18 protein-coding genes are annotated in these 18,845 nt (G+C 69.9%); 13 read left to right on the top strand and 5 right to left on the bottom strand.

Annotated elements, in window-relative coordinates; genetic code table 11:
- Positions 1-46: 46 nt before the first annotated feature.
- Positions 47-1,804 carry an ABC transporter ATP-binding protein gene (locus BS329_RS17765; protein ID WP_076162154.1) on the bottom strand — a complete coding sequence of 586 codons (1,758 nt, stop codon included), beginning with the start codon at positions 1,802-1,804 and terminating at the stop codon, positions 47-49.
- The gene (locus tag BS329_RS17760) at positions 1,801-3,486 is read right to left on the bottom strand and encodes an ABC transporter ATP-binding protein (protein ID WP_076162152.1); all 1,686 of its coding nucleotides are present in this window, start codon (positions 3,484-3,486) and stop codon (positions 1,801-1,803) included. The genes BS329_RS17765 and BS329_RS17760 overlap by 4 nt, the downstream gene beginning before the upstream one ends.
- 107 nt (positions 3,487-3,593) lie before the next feature.
- Between BS329_RS17760 and BS329_RS17755 the strand changes: the two genes are divergently transcribed.
- Together BS329_RS17755 and BS329_RS17750 are read left to right on the top strand one after the other, a co-directional pair.
- Positions 3,594-4,637, top strand: coding sequence for a FecCD family ABC transporter permease (locus tag BS329_RS17755; RefSeq protein ID WP_076162150.1), 1,044 nt, complete (start codon positions 3,594-3,596; stop codon positions 4,635-4,637).
- A gap of 23 nt (positions 4,638-4,660) precedes the next feature.
- On the top strand, positions 4,661-5,698 hold the full coding sequence (locus BS329_RS17750; RefSeq protein ID WP_076162301.1) for a FecCD family ABC transporter permease: 1,038 nt from the start codon (positions 4,661-4,663) through the stop codon (positions 5,696-5,698).
- Here the strand turns inward: BS329_RS17750 and BS329_RS17745 are convergent.
- Complete coding sequence (locus BS329_RS17745; protein WP_076162148.1) at positions 5,679-6,530, bottom strand: DMT family transporter; 852 nt, start codon at positions 6,528-6,530, stop codon at positions 5,679-5,681. The genes BS329_RS17750 and BS329_RS17745 overlap by 20 nt on opposite strands.
- A 92-nt stretch (positions 6,531-6,622) precedes the next feature.
- Between BS329_RS17745 and BS329_RS17740 the strand changes: the two genes are divergently transcribed.
- The 3 genes from BS329_RS17740 to BS329_RS17730 all read left to right on the top strand — a co-directional run bounded on the left by BS329_RS17740 (position 6,623) and on the right by BS329_RS17730 (position 9,082).
- Positions 6,623-7,147 carry a DinB family protein gene (locus BS329_RS17740; RefSeq protein WP_076162146.1) on the top strand — a complete coding sequence of 175 codons (525 nt, stop codon included), beginning with the start codon at positions 6,623-6,625 and terminating at the stop codon, positions 7,145-7,147.
- A gap of 20 nt (positions 7,148-7,167) precedes the next feature.
- Positions 7,168-7,878: an MBL fold metallo-hydrolase gene (locus BS329_RS17735; RefSeq protein WP_076162144.1), complete on the top strand. Its 711-nt coding sequence runs from the start codon at positions 7,168-7,170 to the stop codon at positions 7,876-7,878.
- Between the two features lie 100 nt (positions 7,879-7,978).
- The gene (locus BS329_RS17730; RefSeq protein WP_076162142.1) at positions 7,979-9,082 is read left to right on the top strand and encodes an LLM class flavin-dependent oxidoreductase; all 1,104 of its coding nucleotides are present in this window, start codon (positions 7,979-7,981) and stop codon (positions 9,080-9,082) included.
- 4 nt (positions 9,083-9,086) lie between these two features.
- On the opposite strand, the gene BS329_RS17725 is transcribed toward BS329_RS17730, so the two are convergent.
- On the bottom strand, positions 9,087-9,854 hold the full coding sequence (locus tag BS329_RS17725; protein WP_076162140.1) for an IclR family transcriptional regulator: 768 nt from the start codon (positions 9,852-9,854) through the stop codon (positions 9,087-9,089).
- A 41-nt stretch (positions 9,855-9,895) separates the two neighbouring features.
- Between BS329_RS17725 and BS329_RS17720 the strand changes: the two genes are divergently transcribed.
- A complete protein-coding gene (locus BS329_RS17720; RefSeq protein ID WP_076162138.1) occupies positions 9,896-10,798 on the top strand; it encodes an acetaldehyde dehydrogenase (acetylating) in 903 nt (300 codons plus the stop codon).
- Positions 10,795-11,829, top strand: a complete 1,035-nt coding sequence (gene dmpG, locus BS329_RS17715) for a 4-hydroxy-2-oxovalerate aldolase (RefSeq protein WP_076162136.1) — start codon at positions 10,795-10,797, stop codon at positions 11,827-11,829. The genes BS329_RS17720 and dmpG overlap by 4 nt, the downstream gene beginning before the upstream one ends.
- Here dmpG and BS329_RS17710 read toward each other — a convergent pair.
- A complete protein-coding gene (locus BS329_RS17710; protein ID WP_076162134.1) occupies positions 11,820-12,413 on the bottom strand; it encodes a TetR/AcrR family transcriptional regulator in 594 nt (197 codons plus the stop codon). The genes dmpG and BS329_RS17710 overlap by 10 nt on opposite strands.
- A gap of 104 nt (positions 12,414-12,517) precedes the next feature.
- On the opposite strand from BS329_RS17710, the gene BS329_RS17705 reads away from it, so the two are divergent.
- From BS329_RS17705 to BS329_RS17680, 6 genes are all read left to right on the top strand, one after another.
- Entirely contained in the window at positions 12,518-13,438 is a 921-nt protein-coding gene (locus BS329_RS17705; protein ID WP_076162132.1) for an oxygenase MpaB family protein, read from the top strand.
- A gap of 12 nt (positions 13,439-13,450) precedes the next feature.
- Complete coding sequence (locus BS329_RS17700; protein WP_076162130.1) at positions 13,451-14,476, top strand: LLM class F420-dependent oxidoreductase; 1,026 nt, start codon at positions 13,451-13,453, stop codon at positions 14,474-14,476.
- 263 nt (positions 14,477-14,739) lie between these two features.
- Positions 14,740-15,099, top strand: a complete 360-nt coding sequence (locus BS329_RS17695) for a neutral/alkaline non-lysosomal ceramidase C-terminal domain-containing protein (protein WP_244197203.1) — start codon at positions 14,740-14,742, stop codon at positions 15,097-15,099.
- Between the two features lie 13 nt (positions 15,100-15,112).
- The gene (locus BS329_RS17690; protein ID WP_076162128.1) at positions 15,113-16,072 is read left to right on the top strand and encodes a sphingomyelin phosphodiesterase; all 960 of its coding nucleotides are present in this window, start codon (positions 15,113-15,115) and stop codon (positions 16,070-16,072) included.
- A gap of 34 nt (positions 16,073-16,106) precedes the next feature.
- Positions 16,107-17,411: an MFS transporter gene (locus tag BS329_RS17685; RefSeq protein WP_076162126.1), complete on the top strand. Its 1,305-nt coding sequence runs from the start codon at positions 16,107-16,109 to the stop codon at positions 17,409-17,411.
- Positions 17,408-18,808, top strand: coding sequence for a pyridoxal phosphate-dependent decarboxylase family protein (locus BS329_RS17680; RefSeq protein ID WP_076162124.1), 1,401 nt, complete (start codon positions 17,408-17,410; stop codon positions 18,806-18,808). Before BS329_RS17685 ends, BS329_RS17680 begins: the two co-directional genes overlap by 4 nt.
- Positions 18,809-18,845: the final 37 nt, after the last annotated feature.

The raw sequence follows: 18,845 nt of genomic DNA, 5'->3' as shown, positions 1-18,845 counted from the left end.
TAAGACTCGCACCAGTCGATGGCAACCGGCGGCCCTGCGTCCCGGGTCACGTCCGTGAACGGTTGCCCGACCAGGCCGCCCAAAGCGTTGCGTACCGACCACCGGAGGCCACGAGTTCGTCGTGCGTCCCGCTTTCGACGACCACGCCCGCGTCGAGCACGACGACGCGGTCCGAAGCCGCCGCCTGGGTCAGCCGGTGCGCGACGACGAGACCGGTCCGGCCTTCGAGAGCGGCCGCCGCGGCGGCTTCGAGGGTCTTCGCGCCCGCGCTCCCGGCTTCGGCGGTGGCCTCGTCGAGGATCGCGATCGGCGGATCCGCGAGGACCAGCCTGGCCAGTGCCAGCTGCTGGGATTGGGTGACCGTCAGCTGGTGACCGCCTTCGCCGACCACGGTCGCGAGACCTTCGTCCAGCGCTTCCGCCCAGCCTCGCGCGCCGACTTTTTCCAGCGCCGCCAGTAGTTCCGCGTGGGACGCGCCGGGCCGCGCGAGCCGGAGGTCGTCCGCCAGCGAACCGGCGAAGACGTGCACCTCCTGGCTGATCAGCGCGACAGCCCGCCGGGTGGCGGACGGCCCGAGTTCGTCGAGCGGCACTCCGCCGACGGAGACCGTGCCGGAGCCCGGGGTGTGGATCCCGGCGATCAGCTTGGCCAGCGTCGTCTTCCCGGCGCCGCTCGCCCCGACCAGTGCGACCCGCTCGCCGGGGGAGAGGCTCAGGTCGACGTCGCGCAGTACCGGGTGTCCGTCCACATAGGAGTGAGAGATCCCGGCCGCCTTCACCGAGGCGTCAACGGGTTTCGCGGGCAGCCGGGGCTCCTGTGGCGCGGGCAGGTCGGCGACACCGACGAGCCGGGCCAGGCTCGCCGCGGCCGCCTGCGCGTCGTCCACCAGCGCCAGCGCGGTGTTGATCGGGCCGAACAGGCTGTGGAAGTACAGTGCCGCCGCGGTCGCCGCGCCGACGGTCACCGCGTCGGCGCCCACCAGCAGGAACCCGGTCGCGAGCACGGCGGAGAGACCGACGAACTCGGCGAGGTTGAGCCGGGCGAAGAACCTCGTCATCAGCCGGACACCGCGCAGCATCAGGTCCATCGCGCCCTCGGACCGCTGCCGGACGCGCTCCACGTGGGCGTCGGCGAGGCGGAACGCGCGGACGGTCTTCGCGCCGCCGATCGTGTCGAGCAGTTGCTGCTGCTGCGAACCCGTCGCGATCCGCTGCTTCGCGTACAGCGGGACGGCGTTGCGGACGTACCAGCGGACGGTGTGCGACTGGATCGGCGTCGCCAGCAGCGCGGCGAGGAGGAACCGCCAGTCGAGGACGGCGAGCGCGCCGAGGGTCAGCACGATCGTCAGCACCGAGCGGCCGAGTTCGGGCAGCGCGTCACGGACCGCCCTCGCGACCACCGTGACGTCGGTGGTGACGCGGGCGGTCAGATCACCGGAGCCCGCGCGTTCGACCTGTTCCAGCGGGAGGCTCAGCGCCCGGTCGACGAACCGTTCGCGCAGTTCCGCCAACAGCGTTTCGCCGAGTCTCGCGGTCAGCGAGACACCCAGCGCCGTCGCGATCGCCTGCGCGACGGCGACCAGGACCAGTCCCACCACGGGGGTGGTCAGTTCGGTCGCGGGCCGTTTCTCGATGACGAGATCGACGATGTGGCCCAGCAGGCGAACGGTGAGCAACCCGATCGCGGTCGCGCCGACGAGCATCGTGAGCGCGCCGGCGGCACGGGCCTTCGAGGTGCGGAGCAGTTCGCCGAGGACGGCGAGGATCCGCTTGCCGTCGGCGGTGGGGAGGAGTTCGCGGGTCATGACAGCACCGCCGCGCGGTAGTCGGCGCGATCGCGGGCGAGTTCGGCGTGGACGCCCTCGGCCGAGACCCGGCCGCCGTCGAGGACGACGACGCGGTCGGTGACGGCGAGCAGGGCGGGACTGGTGGTCACCAGGATCGTGGTCCGTCCTTGTCGTAACCGGGCGAGCCCGGTGGCGATCCTCGCTTCGGTCACCGTGTCCACCGCCGTCGTCGGGTCGTGGACGATGAGCACCGGGGGCTGGGCAGCGAGCGCGCGGGCGAGCGCGACGCGTTGCCGCTGGCCGCCGGAGAGGGAGCGCCCGCGTTCGGTCACCGCGGTCGCGGTCCCGTCGGGCAGGGCCGCCGCGACCTCGTCCGCCGCCGACGCGGCCAAGGCCTCGTCGTGCGCGTTGCCACCGGCGTGGACGTTCTCCGCCAGCGTTCCTTCGAAGAGGTCCGCGTCGTGCGCGGCGACCAGGACGACTTCCCGTACCCGCTCGGGGTCCACAGTGGACAGATCGACGCCGTCGACACGGACCTCGCCGCCGGTCGGATCGCCCGCGCGGCCGAGGCAGTCGAGCAGATCGGTCGCGGTGGCGGGATCGGTGGCGACGACGCCGACCAGCTGCCCGGCCGGGATGTCGAGGTCGACCCCGCGGAGGCTGCCGTACGAGACGTCGGTGAACCGGACGTCCCCGGTGGCGGGCAGCGGAAGTTCGCCGTCGCCCGCTTCGACCTTCGGCGGGGTGTTCAGCAGGTCGGCCACCCGGGACGCCGACGCGCGGCCCTGCGCCAGTTCGCCGTTGACCCACGAGAAGATCAGGAACGGGGTGAGCAGGAACTGGGCGAGACCGACGGCCGCGACGAGGTCGCCGACGCTGATCGCTCCCGACGACGCGAGGTGCCCGCCGACGAGGGCGACGATCGCGATGAAGATCCCGGTCAGCGCGAGGACCGCGCCGTCGTGCCAGGCCTTGGCCCGTGCGGCGCGCAAGGTCGCGGCGAGGGAGTTCTGGCTCGTGTCGCGATAGCGGGCGACGGCGGCCGGTTCGGCGCCGATGCCCTTGAGAACCCGCAGGCCCGAGACCAGGTCGGTGGCGACGCCCGAAGCGTGCGCGGAACGTTCCTGCTCGGCCTCGCTGCGCCGCTCCAGCGGCTTGCCGATGAGATGCGCGACGTACAGCAGCGGCGGCGTGCCCAGGAGGACCAGCAGGCCGAGCGGGACGGACATGCGCAGCAGGGCGACGGCGCTGACCAGCACTCCGGCGAGCGCGGCGATCCCGAACGGCAGCACCGCGTTCACCACCCCGACCCGCTGTGCGTCGCTGGTGCCGATGTTGACCAGTTCACCCGCGAGCTTGCCGTTTTCGGCGCCACCGCCGGGATGCAGGACCCGCCTGCTGATCGCGATGCGGATGTCGTGCGCCGCCCGCAGCGAGGCGCCTTCGGCCGCGCGCGCGGCGAACCGATAGCTGTAGGACAGTCCCGCGAAGACCACGCCGAGCACGGCGAGCCAGAACAGGAGCGTGCCCACCGAGCCGCCGGCGACGGCCTGGTCGATCACCACACCGATGATCACCGGGACGAGGGCTTCACCGCCTTGATGTCCGGCGGCGAGCACGGACGCGAGGGTGACCTGCCGTCGCTGGCCGGAGATCGCCTGCCGCAGGACACTCCGGCTGGTGGTGGCCGTTGCGGTCACCCGGCGCCTCCGTTCGTGATAGAGAAAGGTAAGGCTAGTCTAAGTAAGTAGCTCGTTGAGGTGAACTCCGGCGTTCGGTTGCCTCGCCTCATTGCGAAGGAGGTTCCGTGGCCGTCACCGAACGCCCGTCCGTCGCGGCGTCCCCGCCGAGCGCCGCGGCGCGGAAGTTCCGCGCCGTCGGTCTGGTGCTCGGGCTCGCCTTGCTTGCGCTCGTGTTCCTGCTCAGCGTCTGGGTGGGGTCGAAGAGCATCCCGTTCACCTCCACCTGGTCGGTGCTGTGGCACAACGACGGCTCGACCGACGCGGTGATCATCCACGACCTCCGTATCCCGCGAACCCTGCTGGGCCTGGTGGTCGGCGTGGCACTCGGCCTGGCGGGCGCGGTGATGCAGGCGCTCACCCGGAACCCGCTCGCCGACCCAGGCCTGCTCGGGGTCAACACCGGCGCCTCGGCCGCGGTCGTGTCGGGCATCGCGTTCGTCGGGGTCTCCGGGGTGCTCGGCTACATCTGGTTCGCCTTCGCCGGGGCGGCGATCGCCTCGGTCGTGGTGTACGTCCTCGGCTCGGCGGGCCGCAGCGCCACCCCGGACCGGCTCGTGCTCGCCGGTTCGGCCGTCATGGCGGTGCTTCAGGCCTACATCGTGGGGGTCCTGCTGCTGATGCCCGAGACGTTCAACCAGTTCCGCTTCTGGAACGTCGGCTCGCTCAGCGGCCGCAAATGGGACGTGTTCTGGCAGATCTCGCCGTTCGTGGCGGTCGGCGCGGTCATCGCGCTGCTGCTCGCCCGGCCGCTCAACGTCCTCGCGCTCGGCGACCAGACCGGCAAGGCGCTCGGCGCCCACCTCGGCCGCACCCGCGTGCTGGGCGCGATCGTGGTGACCCTGCTCTGCGGGGCGGGCACCGCGGCCATCGGACCGGTTCTGTTCCTCGGGCTCGCCGTGCCGCACGCGGCGCGCATGCTGGTCGGCCCGGACCAGCGCTGGGTCCTGCCGTATTCGATGCTGCTCGCGCCGATCGCGCTGATCGGCGCCGACGTCGTCGGCCGGGTGCTGAACCCGCCGGAGGAACTGCAGGCGGGCATCGTCGTCGCGTTCCTCGGCGCGCCGGTGTTCATCGCGCTCTGTCGCCGCGGGAAGCTGGCCCGCCTGTGACCGCGATCAAGGAGCGCCCCCCGATGAGCACCCGCGTCCTGCGCACCCCGGGCGGCGGATTGTCCCTGCGCGTCACCCCGCGGGCGACGATCGTCGTCACCCTGCTGGCCGTCGCCGTGTTCTTCGTCGGCGCGGTCAGCATGACCACCGGCGACTACCCGTTGTCCGTCGGCGAGGTCATCCGGACGCTGTTCGGCTTCGGGGACCGGAGCACCGAGTTCATCGTGACCACCCTGCGCCTGCCGCGGCTGCTGACCGCGTTGCTGGTCGGCGGCGCGCTCGCGGTCAGCGGCGCGATCCTGCAAAGCCTGTCCGGAAATCCCTTGGGCAGCCCCGATTTCATCGGCTTCACCGAAGGCGCCGCCGCGGGCGCGCTGCTGACGATCATCGTGGTGCACGGCGGCATGCTCCAGGTGTCGTTGGGCGCGCTGGTCGGCGGCGTCGTCACCGCGGCGTTGATCGCGTTGCTCGCGCTGAAAGGCGGCGTGCACACGTTCCGGCTGATCCTCGTCGGTATCGGGGTGAACGCGATGCTCCTCGCCTTCAACTCCTACCTCATCACCAGGGCCGCCTGGCAGGACGGCCTGGCGGCGCAGGCGTGGCTCGTCGGCGGGCTCAACGGGCGCGGCTGGGAGCACGTCGTCCCGGTCGCGATCGCCATCGCCGTCCTGCTGCCGCCCGCCTTGGTCTACGGCCGAAGGCTTTCCCTTCTGGAGATGGGTGACGACTCGGCCAAGGGGCTCGGCGTGCCGGTGCAGCGGAGCCGGATCGTGCTTCTCGGCGTCAGTGTGGGGCTGTGTTCGATCGCGACGGCGGCCGCCGGTCCGATCGCGTTCCTGGCACTCGCCGCGCCTCAGCTGGCGAAGCGGCTCACGCGGTCTTCGGGACCCGGGCTCGCCGCGGCCGCGTTGATGGGCATGCTCCTGCTGGTGACGAGCGATCTGATCACCCAGCAGGTGCTCGCCGGGCTGCCCGTCGGGCTCGTGACCGGCGCCATCGGCGGGCTGTACCTGGCCTGGCTGCTGGTGTCCCGGCGCGGGGTCAGCCGAGCGGCGCGCTGACCGGTTCGATCGGGGCGGGCTCGCCGAAGCGGGCCAGCGCCAGCGCCGCCGAGACCGCGAGCGCGAATCCGGCCACCGCCACCGCCGCGAACCCGGGTCGCGTGGTGTCGCCCAGCACGAGAACCCCGATCAGGGAAGGCAGGACGGTCTCGCCGATCACCATCATCGCGGTCGAGGTGGTGACACTGCCGCGTTGCAGCGCGGTGGCGTAGAACAACATCGCCAGCGCGCCCGCCACGGCCAACGTGTAGGTGGCCGGGTCGGCCAGCAGGTCCAGCGGGGCGAGGCTGGTGAGCACGCGGCCGGACAGGGCGACCACGCCGAAGCACAGTCCGGCGATCAGGCCCAGCGCCGGTGTCCGGATTCGCCGTGGCGCGCGGCCGGCGAGCATCCCGGCCGTGCCGAGGACGATCACCGCGCCGATCAGCACGAGCCGGAAACCCAGCCCGGTCGGCGAGGAGCCTTCGCTCTCCGCCGACAGCCCGAGCAGCGCGAGCCCGGCGCAGACGACCGCGACCGCTGTCCACTCGCGACGTCCCAATCGGACACCGAGCGTCCGCGCCGCGACCGCGGTCACGGCGAGGCTTCCCGCCAGCGCCGCCTGGACCACGAACAGCGGCAACACCCGCAGGGCGACGAGCTGGGCGACGAACCCGACGACGTCCAGCGCGAGGCCCGCGACGAACTTCCACTGCCGCAGCACCCGCACGAGAAGCTGGGGATCTACCCGGTCTTCGGCACCCGAAGTCGCCTTCGCCGCGACCGCCTGCATCACCGAAGCGACGCCGTACGCACAGGCCGCGAAGAACGCACAGACCAATCCCCACCACATGACGCGTCAGCCTAGTGGCCAGCCGTGTCCACCCGGCGATCTCACGCGTTCCGCGCCAAGCACGCGAGTTCGCCGCTGGGTAAGGTGGTCGCATGTCGAACACGAGTTCGAGAGCGGTCGAGCCGGTGGACCGGGCCTGGCCCGACGGGATCGCCGAAGACGAAGCCGGGATCCAGTGGGACTTCCTGCGGTTTCTCCGTGCCACCGCGGTGAACAAGGTCGCGGGGCTGACCAGGGAACAGGCGGTCGCGACACCGCTGCCGTCGTCCCCGCGGATGAGTGCGCTGGGGGTGCTCAAGCACTTGACCGCGGTCGAACGCTGGTGGTTGTCGATCGAGGCGAGTGGCGCCGGCCTGCCGTCGCTGTGGGAAGGCTCACCGGATCCCAGCTGGGACCTGACCGAGGACGACGACCCGCGCTCGGTCGTCGAGGCCTACCGCGCGGAGTGGGCGCTTTCGGAGTCGTCGCTGGCCGGGGTGCCGCCGGGTGAGCGGGCACGCCGGTCGGGGAAGTTCACCGTCCGCTGGGTGCTGGCGCACGTGGTCCAGGAGACCGCGCGGCACACCGGGCACCTGGACGTCCTGCGAGAGCTGGCCGACGGCACCGTGGGGGAGTAGCGCACCGTAAGGTGTGCGCCATGGCTGACAGGCTGTACTTCCGGCAGTTGCTCGCGGGCCGTGACTTCGCGGTGGGGGATCCGGTCGCGACGCAGATGGTCAACTTCGCCTATCTGATCGGCGACCGGGAGACGAACGAGGCCGTCATCGTCGACCCTGCGTACGCCGTCGGTGATCTGCTCGACCTGCTGGAAGCCGACGGCATGCGGCTGACCGGCGTCCTCGCCACGCATCATCATCCCGATCACGTCGGCGGCGAGATGATGGGCTTTTCGCTGCCGGGGATCGCGGAACTGCTGGAACGTGTCCAGGTTCCGATCCACGTCAACGGCGCGGAAGCCGACTGGGTCCGCCGGATCACCGGGGTCTCCGGAACCGATCTGCGTTCGCACGAACACGACGAAGTCGTCGAGGTCGGCGCGGTGCCGATCCGCCTCCTGCACACGCCGGGACACACCCCCGGCAGCCAGTGTTTTCTCGTCGACGGACGGCTCGTCTCGGGGGACACGCTGTTCCTCGAAGGCTGTGGCCGTACCGATTTCCCCGGCGGTGACGCGGAAGCGATCTACCGGAGCCTCGAGTGGCTGGCCGGGCTGGACGGGGATCCGGTCGTCTACCCGGGACACCAGTACTCGGCCGAGCCGTCGGCGAACCTTTCGCGAGTGAAGGACACGAACTTCGTGTTCCGGGCGAAGTCGCTGGACGAATGGCGGCTGATGTTCGGCGGCTGAGCGCGCGACTGGAGGACTGCTTGCGGTGGAGGCGTCCAGATCGCGGGACGCGAGGTTCACCGATTGACCCGGGCCGTCCCGGAAGCCGAAGCTCGGAAGCGTGACGCTCACGCTGCATTGGTTCCTGCCCACCACCGGTGACGGCCGGACGATCGTGGAGCACTTCCACGCCAGTCGTGCCGCCGGTGCGACTGCCGCCCGCGAGCCGAGCCTCGACTACCTCGCCCAGGTCGCCCGCGCCGCCGAGGCCAACGGTTTCGAAGGGGTCCTGACCCCGACCGGGACTTGGTGCGAGGATGCCTGGCTGACAACGGCCGCGTTGATCCGCGAGACGAGAACCCTCAAGTTCCTGGTCGCTTTCCGGCCGGGGACCGTCTCGCCGACGCTCGCCGCGCAGATGGCGGGCACCTTCCAGCGGATCTCGCAGGGTCGCGTGCTGCTCAACGTCGTCACCGGCGGGGACGCGGTCGAACAGCGCCGGTTCGGCGACTGGCACGATCACGACCAGCGTTACGCCCGCACCGGCGAGTTCCTCGAGATCGTGCGGGGAGTGTGGAGCGGCGAGCCGTTCGACTTCGACGGCGGACATCTCAAGGTCGAGGGCGCGACCACGAGGGCGGTGCCGGATCCGGTGCCGCCGATCTACTTCGGCGGTTCGTCCGCGGCCGCGCTCCCGATCGCCGCGCGGCACGCCGACGTCTACCTGACCTGGGGCGAGCCACCCGCGCAGGTCTCCGAAAAGATCAACAAGGTGCGGGAACTCGCCGAGGAGCAGGGCCGGAAACTCCGCTTCGGCATCCGGCTGCACACCCTGTCGCGCGACACGGCAGCCGAAGCGTGGGCAGAGGCGGGCAAGCTGCTGGAGGCGATCGACCCCGACCGGATCGCCCACACGCAGAAACAGTTGTCCGCCAGTGAATCCGTGGGCCAGCAGCGGATGGCGGCACTGCACGGCGGCAAGACCGACGGCGGCGTCCGCGGGCTGGAGATCCATCCCAACCTGTGGGCGGGCATCGGACTGGTACGCGGTGGTGCGGGTACGGCGCTCGTCGGCAGCCACCGCGAGGTCGCCGACCTCATCGAGGAGTACCACGCGCACGGCATCGAGGAGTTCGTCCTCTCCGGATATCCGCATCTGGAAGAGGCGTACTGGTTCGGCGAAGGCGTCCGGCCCGAACTGGTCCGGCGAGGTCTTCTCGCGTAGGTCCTCAGAGAGTGCGGGACAATGCCAACGCGGCCGTCCGTACCGCGGGTGCGACCCGGTTGGTGTGCATGCGATTCGCCCAGCCGGAGATCGACAACGCCGCCACCGCAACGCCTTTCGCGTCGAGCAGCGGGCTCGCAGCGCACACGACACCGACGCCGGACTCCTCCCGTTCGAGCGCGATCCCGTCGCTGCGGACCTTCGCGAGCTGACGGCGCAGCAATCCGGCGACGGTGATCGTCCGGACGCTGACCCTGGGCAACCCGGCGTCGATCACCTGTGTCACCAAGGATTCCGGAGAAAACGCGAGGATCGCTTTTCCGACACCGGTGGCGTGCGCGGGAAAACGGCCGCCGATGCGGGACGGCAGCGACGGCGCGTCGGGTCCGCGCAGGATGTCGAGGTAGACGACTTCGGTGCCTTCCAGCACCGCGAGATGCACGGTGTTGCGGGTCGCCTCGCGGAGATCGGCGAGATATGGGCGCGCCGCCTCGACCAGTCCGCGACGCCGTATCGCCAGCTGGCCTATCTCGAACAGCTTCAGCCCGAGCCGCAGCGCCACACCTTCGCGTTCGAGCAGCCCGGTCGCGACCAGGTGACCGGTGAGCCGGTGGACGGTCGACTTCGCCAGTCCGGTCCGCCGAGCCAGTTCGGAAACGCCGAGCGCGTCGTCGCCGGGCCGGAAAGCCGAGAGCAGCGCGGTGACGCGGGCGGCGACGAGGCCGTCCGCTCCGGTTCGTTCCGGGTCGTCGTTCCGCCCAGCGGCACGCATGGGTTGATTGTGCCCTATCCGCTCGGGGAGCGTCACCTGACATGGCGCAACGGAAAGCGGTGGCCGCGATCGTCGGTCCCGGCAACATCGGCACCGACCTGCTCGCGAAGCTGAGGCGCAGCGAACACGTCGAGGTGCGGTACATGGTCGGCGTGGACCCGGACTCGGACGGGCTGGCCAAGGCCGCCGGGCTGGGACTGGAGACGTCCGCGGGCGGTGTCGACTGGCTCCTTTCCCGTGACGAACTGCCGGACCTGGTCTTCGAGGCGACCTCGGCGAAGGCACATCTGGCGAACGCGCCGCGCTACGCCGCCGCCGGGATCCGCGCGATCGACCTGACCCCGGCCGCGGTCGGCCCGTTCACCTGCCCCGCCGTTGGCTTGCCCGACCGGCTGGACGTGCCGAACGTCAACCTCATCACCTGCGGCGGCCAGGCCACGATCCCGATCGTGCACGCGGTGTCCCGGGTGACGCCGGTGCCCTACGCCGAGATCGTCGCGTCCGTCTCGTCGCGTTCGGCCGGTCCCGGCACCCGGGCGAACATCGACGAATTCACCGCGACGACGGCACGCGGGATCGAACTCGTCGGGGGAGCGAGCCGAGGCAAGGCGATCATCATCATCAACCCCGTCGAGCCGCCGATGATCATGCGTGACACGGTGTTCTGCGCGATCGACCCGGACGCGGACTCCGACGCGGTCACTGAATCCATCCACCGGATGGTCGAAACCGTCCAGGCCTACGTGCCGGGTTACACGCTCAAGGCAGATCCGCAATACGACCCGCCCCGGGCTGGCTGGAGCGGGCAGGCGCGGGTCGCGGTGTTCCTGGAAGTCGCCGGGAACGGGGACTTCCTGCCGGAATACGCCGGGAACCTCGACATCATGACGGCCGCGGCCGCCCGCGTCGGCGACCTCCTGGCGACTCAGGAGGTGGCGGCGTGAAGTGGGACGAGATCGACCGTGAGGTCCGGCTGGTCGACACGAGCCTGCGCGACGGCAGTCACGCGATGGCGCACCAGTTCACCGAGAAGAACGTGCGCGACACGGTCCGGGCACTGGACGAGGCCGGGGTCTCGCTGATCGAGGTCAGCCACGGCGACGGACTCGGCGGCTCCACGTTCAACTACGGCTTTTCCCTTGTCGATGAACGAAAACTGATCGCCGCGGCGGTCGACGAGGCACGCCACGCGAAGATCGCGGTGCTGCTCCTGCCGGGACTCGGCACGGTCGGCGACCTGCGGGTGGCGGCCGACCTCGGCGCGGGCGCCGTCCGGATCGCGACCCAGTGCACCGAGGCCGACGTTTCCGTCCAGCACTTCGGCGCGGCGCGGGACCTCGGGCTGGAGACGGTCGGCTTCCTGATGCTGTCCCATATGGCCACGCCCGAGGACTTGGCGAAACAGGGCCGGATCATGGTCGACGCCGGGTGCCAGTGCGTGTACGTCGTCGACTCCGCGGGCGCGCTGATCCTGGAAGACGCGGGCGACCGGGTCGCCGCGTTGGTGGCGGAATTCGGGGACCGGGCGCAGGTCGGTTACCACGGGCATCAGAACCTGAGCTTCGGCGTCGCGAACTCGGTGCTCGCCTATCGCGCGGGCGCCCGGCAGATCGACGGTTCGCTCGTGGCGCTCGGCGCCGGCGCGGGCAACTCGCCGACGGAGGTCCTCGCGGCGACGTTCGAACGGCTCGGGATCCGCACCGGCGTCGACAAGGACGTGCTGATGGACGCGGCCGAGAACGTCGTGAAGCCCTACATCACGCGACTGCCGGTGATGGACCGGTCGTCGATCGTGCAGGGTTTCGCCGGGGTGTACTCGAGTTTCCTCCTGCACGCCGAACGCGCGGCCGAGCGCTACGACGTCCCGGCGCACGAGATCCTGTACCGCGTCGGCGCCGCGAAATACGTGGGTGGGCAGGAGGACATGATCATCGACATCGCCCTGCAGTTGGTCGCCGAACGGGATCAGGGCTGACGGTCCGCACCGAGCACGAGGCGAACGCAATGGTCGATCAGGCGCTCGCGGCTCACCTTGAGCGAGCCGTCGAGGTAGGCGATGAACACGTTGCTCAGCGCGCCGACCAGCCCGATCGAGGTCATCTGCCGCGTCGCCGCGTCGCCGTGGGACAGCTGCCCGCTGACCAGTTCGGCGAACGAGGGGAGGAGCGCGATCCCGCGCGTGGTCAGCGCGGGATCGGTGATCGGCGCGAGCAGGAGCACGCGGCCCTTGCGCGGGTCGTCGAGCATCAATTCGACGAAGGCGCGGACGGCGGCCTTCGCCCGTTCGGCGGGTTCGGCCGTGTCGCTGACCGCGTCGACCAGAGCCTGCCGCGCCTGCTCGCCGATGTGCTTGTAGACCGCGACGACCAATTCCTCGCGGTCGGTGAAACTCTCGTAGAAGTACCGCTCCGTCAGCTTGGCGTGACGGCACACCGCGCGGACGCTCACCCCGGCGCTGCCCTGGGTGCCGAGCAGGTCGAGGCCCGCGTCGACAAGCTGTTCCCGTCGCGCGGCCTTGCGGTCGTCCAGGGTCGTGCCTGCCCAGCTCCGGCCGGCCATGATCGGCTCCTCGTCCTGAATACGACAGTTGACTACGGCTGTTGTCAACTTTAACCTGACAACAGTTGTGGTCAATTTAACCAGCTCAGCTGAGGAGACCGGGGATGACACAGCCGCGGCCACTGGGACCGGATTCGCTGACCTGGAAGTACTTCGGCGACTGGCGTGGGCTGCTCATCGCGCTCTGGGCCGGATCCATGCAGAACATGCACCCCGAGCTGGGTGCGGGCGTCGAGGAGCATTCGCGGTTCTTCGAGGAGCGCTGGCAGCGGCTGTTCCGCTCGTTGTACCCGATCGGGGGAGTGATCTACGACGGGCCGCGCGCCCGGCGGACCGCGCTGGAAGTGCGCGGTTACCACGATCGGATCAAAGGCGTCGACAAGCACGGCCGGCGCTATCACGCGCTCGATCCGGACACCTTTTACTGGGCGCACTCGACGTTCTTCATGAGCGCGATCCTCATCGCGGACAACTTCGTCGGCGGTATCGGCGAGGCCGAGAAGCGGAAGCTGTTCGACGAGCACGTCCAGTGGTACGAGATGTACGGCATGAGCATGCGCCCGGTGCCGGAGTCGTGGGAGGACTTCCAGCTGTACTGGAAGCGCATGTGCGAGGACGTCCTGGAGGACAACAAGGCGACCCGCGACGTGCTGGAGATCAAGGACATCGCGAAGCCGCATTTCCTGCCGTGGCTACCGGATTTCGCCTGGAACCTCGTCCGCGGGCACGTCGCGCGGAACTTCGTCTGGCTGACCGTCGGCCTCTACGACCCGCCGATCCGCGAGCGACTCGGCTACACCTGGACCGACCGTGACGAGCGACGGCACCGGCGGGCGGGGAAGCTGATCAACGCGGTGTTCAAGCTGGTCCCGCGAGACCGGCGCTACCACCCCCGCGCCCGTGCGGGCTGGCGCCGGGAGCGCGGCGAACTGGCCCCCGGCGTCCCGTTGGCCGAGACTCCCGCGAGGAACCTTCCGCCGCTTTCGGAGCGGGGCAAACCCGAGCACTACTCACCGAACGTCTGACGAGGAGCCTCGATGAAGCTTGGTCACCACCTCGGTTACTGGTCCTCCGGCCCGCCCGAGGGCGCGCTGGACGCGGTCTTGAAGGCCGAAGAACTCGGCTTCGATTCCGTGTGGACAGCCGAGGGCTACGGTTCGGACGCGTTCACCCCGCTCGCCTGGTGGGGTGCGTCGACCAGCCGGATCAAGCTCGGCACCAACATCGTCCAGATGTCGGCGCGCACCCCGACCGCCACGGCCATGCACGCGCTGACCCTGGACCACCTGTCCGGCGGCCGGTTCGTGCTCGGGCTCGGCGCGTCCGGCCCTCAAGTGGTCGAGGGCTGGTACGGGCAGCCGTATCCGGGGCCGCTGGCCCGCACACGCGAGTACGTCGACATCGTGCGGCAGGTCGTCGCGCGTGAGGCGCCGGTGACTCACGACGGTCAGCACTTCCAGTTGCCGCTGAAAGGCGGGACCGGGCTCGGGAAGGCGCTCAAGTCCACAGTGCACCCGTTCCGCGAGGAGATCCCGATCTTCCTCGCGGCCGAGGGACCGAAGAACGTGGCGCTGTCGGCGGAGATCTGCGACGGCTGGCTCCCGCTGTTCTTCTCGCCCAAGAGCGACGCCTTCTATCGGACTGCGCTCCAGGAGGGCTTTTCCCGCCCGGGTGCCAGGCACGGCTTCGGCGATTTCGAGGTCGCCGCGTCCGTCCCGGTGTTGGTCCACGACGACGTCGAGGAGGCCGCGAGCTGGATCAAGCCGTCGCTGGCGCTCTACATCGGCGGCATGGGCGCGAAATCGGTCAACTTCCACCACGACGTCTTCGCCCGGATGGGGTACGAGGACGTCGCCGACAAGGTCCAGGAGCTGTACCTGGCCGGCCGCAAGGACGAGGCGACCGCCGCGATCCCGACGTCGCTGGTCGAGGACACGTCGCTGATCGGACCCGCGGAGAAGATCCGTGACGAACTCGCCGCGTGGGAGGAGACCGTGGTGACCACCTTGCTGCTGCGGGGTGACGCGGCGACGCTCGCGAAGGTCGCGGCGACCCTTTCGTAGGTGGGTGGGCCACTTGCGATCACCCCCGCGCCTCTCGGTGTCAGTGCTCGGGTCGCTTGTAGTACGTGAAGGACCCCTTCATTGCGTCTAGCGCAATGAAGGGGTCCTTCACGTACCTGGGAAAGTGTGAAGCAAGTCGCGAAAGCCACTTTCGCGACGTCTGATGTCCCGAAAGTGGCTTTCGCGACATCCCCCGTGCGCCGGGCCGAGGTGGTCGTGAGTGGCGATTCGGTTCTGACCGACCTGTCACTCACGAGGTTCTTTTGTCCTTCGGTGACGTCCTGGTCGACGCCAAGAGCACCTACGGCCGCGGCGAGCAGGTCGCCGTCGAGTTCGTCACCGGGCATCCGAAGAACGATCTCCGGCGCGGTGGCACGTTCCTGGAGATCCAGCGGCTGGCCGACGGCAAGTGGGTCCGGCACGCCGACGACGGCGACTGGGACACGAAGTACCACTGGGCACGGACTTTCGTCGCCGAATCGAAAGCCGTCGTCCACTGGAAGATCCACCCGAACGCCCCGATCGGCAAATACCGCGTGGTCCACTTCGGCAACTGGAAGAACGGCTGGAACGGGGCGATCTCCGCGTTCAGCGGGACTTCGCGGACGTTCGTCGTCTCCTGAGAAAGGGTCTTTCGTGCGGAAGCTCGCCGTACTCGCCATCGCCGCCGCCCTGTTCGCCGGAACCACCGTCCCCGCCCAAGCCGCGGTTTCGGTGAAGGTCATGGCGTTCAACATCTGGCAACTGCCGTGGATCGCCGGTCCGAACACCTCGGACAGGCAGGCGAGGGCTCGCGCGGCGGAGGCCGTGATCCGCGCGAACGACGCCGACGTCGTCGTCCTGGACGAGGCGTTCAGCGCGCAGGCGGAGGAAATGCGGAACCGGCTGAAGGACCTCTGGCCGCACCAGACGCCGCTCGTCGGCCAATACTGCAAGACCTCCGCGGGCTGGAACTCGGTGAACGGGAACTGCTCGAGTTCCCCTGTCGTGGTCAACGGCGGGGTCACCGTGCTGAGCAAGGCGCCGGTGACCGAACAACACCAGCTGGTCTTCCGCAATTCCTACTCGGGCACGGCCGATCACCTGTCCAACAAGGGCGCCGCGCTCGCCAGGCTGGTCGTGAACGGGAAGCCGCTCTGGATCGCGGGCACCCACATGCAGGCCGACGAAGGGCCGGAGACCCTGCCGAAGGCGCACGAGATCCGGATGGCGCAGCTCGGCGAGATCCGGGAACTGGTCACGAAACACGCGCCCGCGGGGGAGCCGGTCGTGATCGCCGGGGACCTGAACATCGAGTACTGGGCGGGACAGGCGCGCAAGGACACCCAGGGCCGGACCCAGGTCCAGCAGGGAGAAGCCGCTCTCGGCGGTGTCCTCCGCACGACCGGCGAAGGCGCGTACACCTTCGACACGGCGACGAACCCGAACGCCGCGAAGTCCGTGCCGGGGACCTACCGTGACTCGCTCGACTATGTCGGAGCCGTGCTTGCGGGCGGCCGCCCACTCGCCGCTGTCGGCCCGGTACAGCTCGTGCATTACGACGGTGGCACGATTCCCTCCGACCACTACCCGGTGGTGGCCAAGATCCAATACTGAGGCCTTCATCGGGAGAAACGCCTCGAGGAGGATCATGGCAGCCCTGCCAGCACGGACGAGGTATCGCTACTCGCTCGGCTCGTTCGTCACCGGCGCCTTCGGCACGGTTCCCGGACTGCTCCTCCTGAAATACCTCACCGACACGATGGGCGTCGCGGCGGGCGTGGCCGGCTTGATCGTCTTCGTTCCCAAAGCGTGGGACGTGCTGTTCAACCCGATCGCGGGCAGGCTGTCGGACGCGGACATGGTCCGCACCGGTAGCCGCCGCCGATTCCTGCTCTACGGCGGTATCGGTGTCTCGATCCTCTTCGCGGCCCTGTTCGCGCACCCGGGCTTCGGCGCGCCGGTGCCTGACGCGATCTACGTCGTCGTCGTGTTCCTGTTGTGCGCCACCGCGTACGCGTTTTTCCAGGTGCCGTTCAACGCGCTGCCCGCCGAACTGACCGATTCGGCGGAAGAGCGCACGAAGCTGACCAGCGTCCGGATCGGTTTCCTCGCGGTCGCCATCCTGATCTCCGGCGGCGGCGCGCCCGCGATCACCGACCTCGTCGGTGGCATCGCCGGTTATCGGGTCATGGGCGTGTTCATCGCCGTGGTCATCCTGCTGGCGACCCTCGGCGTGTACTTCGGGCTGAAGGACGCTCCCGTCGGCGCGCTGCGGCCGAACACGGTGAGCCCGCGCGAGCTGCTCCGGACACTCGCGGGGTGGCGGCCGTTCCGCTGGCTGCTCGGGGTCTACTTCATCCAAGCGCTCGGCATCGGCACGGTTTTGGCCGCGATCCCGTTCTTCGCCGAGCGGATCCTCGGCAGCTCCGGCTACTCGACGGTCCTGTTCGTCGGTTTCGTCGGCCCGGCGCTGCTGACCATGCCGCTGTGGCCGAAACTCGGGGCGAGCCTGGGGAAGCTGGCCGGTTTCCGCATCGCCACCGCCGCTTTCGGCGTCGGCCTGCTGGGGCTTCTCGGTGCCCAGGTGTTCCCGTTCGTGGTGACGATGGTGTTCGTCGCCTTCTGCGGTGTCGGGTACGCGGGGATCTCGGTGTTCCCGCTGGCGATCCTGCCGGACCTGATCAGCGACGAGGAGGAGCGGACCGGTGAGACCAGGGCCGGGGTCGCGGCCGGTGTCTGGACGGCGTCGGAGACGCTCGGACTCGCGCTCGGGCCGGGCATCTGGGGATTGGTGCTCCAGTTCGGCGGCTATCAGTCCAGTCTCGACGCCAAGGCCGCGCAGCCGGACAGCGCGCTCACGGCGATCCTGCTCGGCGCGTCGATCCTCCCGGCCGTGCTGATCGTGCTGGGCATCCCGCTGCTGCGGAAGTCGGTGCTGGAGCGCCGGTCATGACCGCCGAAGACGTGCTCCGGGAGTTGCGGGAACTGCGCGCGGGAGATCTGCCGACGCACGGCGGCCGGACACTCGCCTACGTCTACGACAGCGGTCTGTCCGAAGTGGACGAACTCGGTGCGGCGGCGCACGCGCTGGCGTCGTCGGCCAACGGCCTGGACCCGACCGCGTTCCCCAGCCTGCTGCGGATGGAGAACGATCTCGTCGGCACCGCCGCGCGGTTGCTCGGCGGCACGGCGGAGACCGTCGGTTCGGTGACGTCGGGCGGCACGGAGTCGTGCCTGCTCGCCGTCCTGGCCGCCCGCGACGCGCGTCCCGAAGTGACCTCGCCGAGCATCGTGCTGCCCACGACCGCGCACGCCGCGTTCCACAAGGCGGCGCATTTCTTCAGTGCCCGCGTGGTTTCGGTGCCGGTCGACCCGGTGACCTTCCGCGCCGTTCCCGAGGCGATGGCCGCCGCGGTCGACGACACCACGGTGCTCGTCGTCGCGAGCGCGCCGTCCTACGCGCACGGCGTCCTCGACCCGATCCCGGAGATCGCGGCGCTCCTGGACGGCGTCCGGTTCCATGTGGACGCCTGCATCGGCGGCTGGGTGCTGCCGTACCTGGATCCCGGCCCGTTCGGCTTCGACGTCCCCGGTGTCACCAGCGTCTCGGTGGACCTGCACAAATACGCCTACTGCCCGAAAGGCGTGTCGGTTCTCCTGCACGCGGACGCGGGACTGCGCCGGACGCACTACTTCGCCAGCGCCGACTGGCCCGGCTACACGATGCTGAACACCACGGTGCAGAGCACGCGGTCCGGCGGCCCGCTCGCCGCCGCGTGGGCGGTCGTGCGTCACGTCGGCGACGAGGGTTACGCGAAGCTGGCTTCTGCCGCGCGTGAGGCGGCCGTGGAGATCCGCGCCGGAGTCGAGGCGCTGGACGGGCTGCGTGTCCTCGGCGACCCGATCTCGACGTTGCTCGCTTTCACCGTGGACACCGGCGCGGGATTCGACCTGTTCACCGTCGCGGACGAGATGCGGGAGCGCGGGTGGTACGTCCAGCCGCAATTCGCCCACGGGTCCTCGCCCGCGAACCTGCACCTGACCGTGACGGCCGCGAACCGGGGCAGCGAAAAGGAATTCCTCGTCGACCTTGCCGCGTCGGTCGAGTCCGCGCGGGAATCCGGTCCCGTCGTCATCGACCCTCAGGTGGCGGAATTCGTGGCCGCGCTGGACCCCGCGACACTGACGCCCGAGCAGTTCGCCGGGATGCTGGCAACCGCGGGTCTCGGCGGCGGCGCGGGTCTGCCGACCCGGATGGCGGAGATCAACGCGCTGCTGGCCACCGCACCCGGTCCGTTGCGCGAACGGCTGTTGCTGGAGTTCCTCGGCGCGCTGTACACGGCTTCCTGAGTCACACTTGACGCAATCATCTGGTTGCTATACAAAG

It is taken from the genome of Amycolatopsis coloradensis, assembly GCF_001953865.1.
Taxonomy (GTDB): domain Bacteria; phylum Actinomycetota; class Actinomycetes; order Mycobacteriales; family Pseudonocardiaceae; genus Amycolatopsis; species Amycolatopsis coloradensis.
The sequence above is the reverse complement of the archived record's forward strand: the minus strand, read 5'-3'. Positions and strand labels throughout refer to the sequence as shown.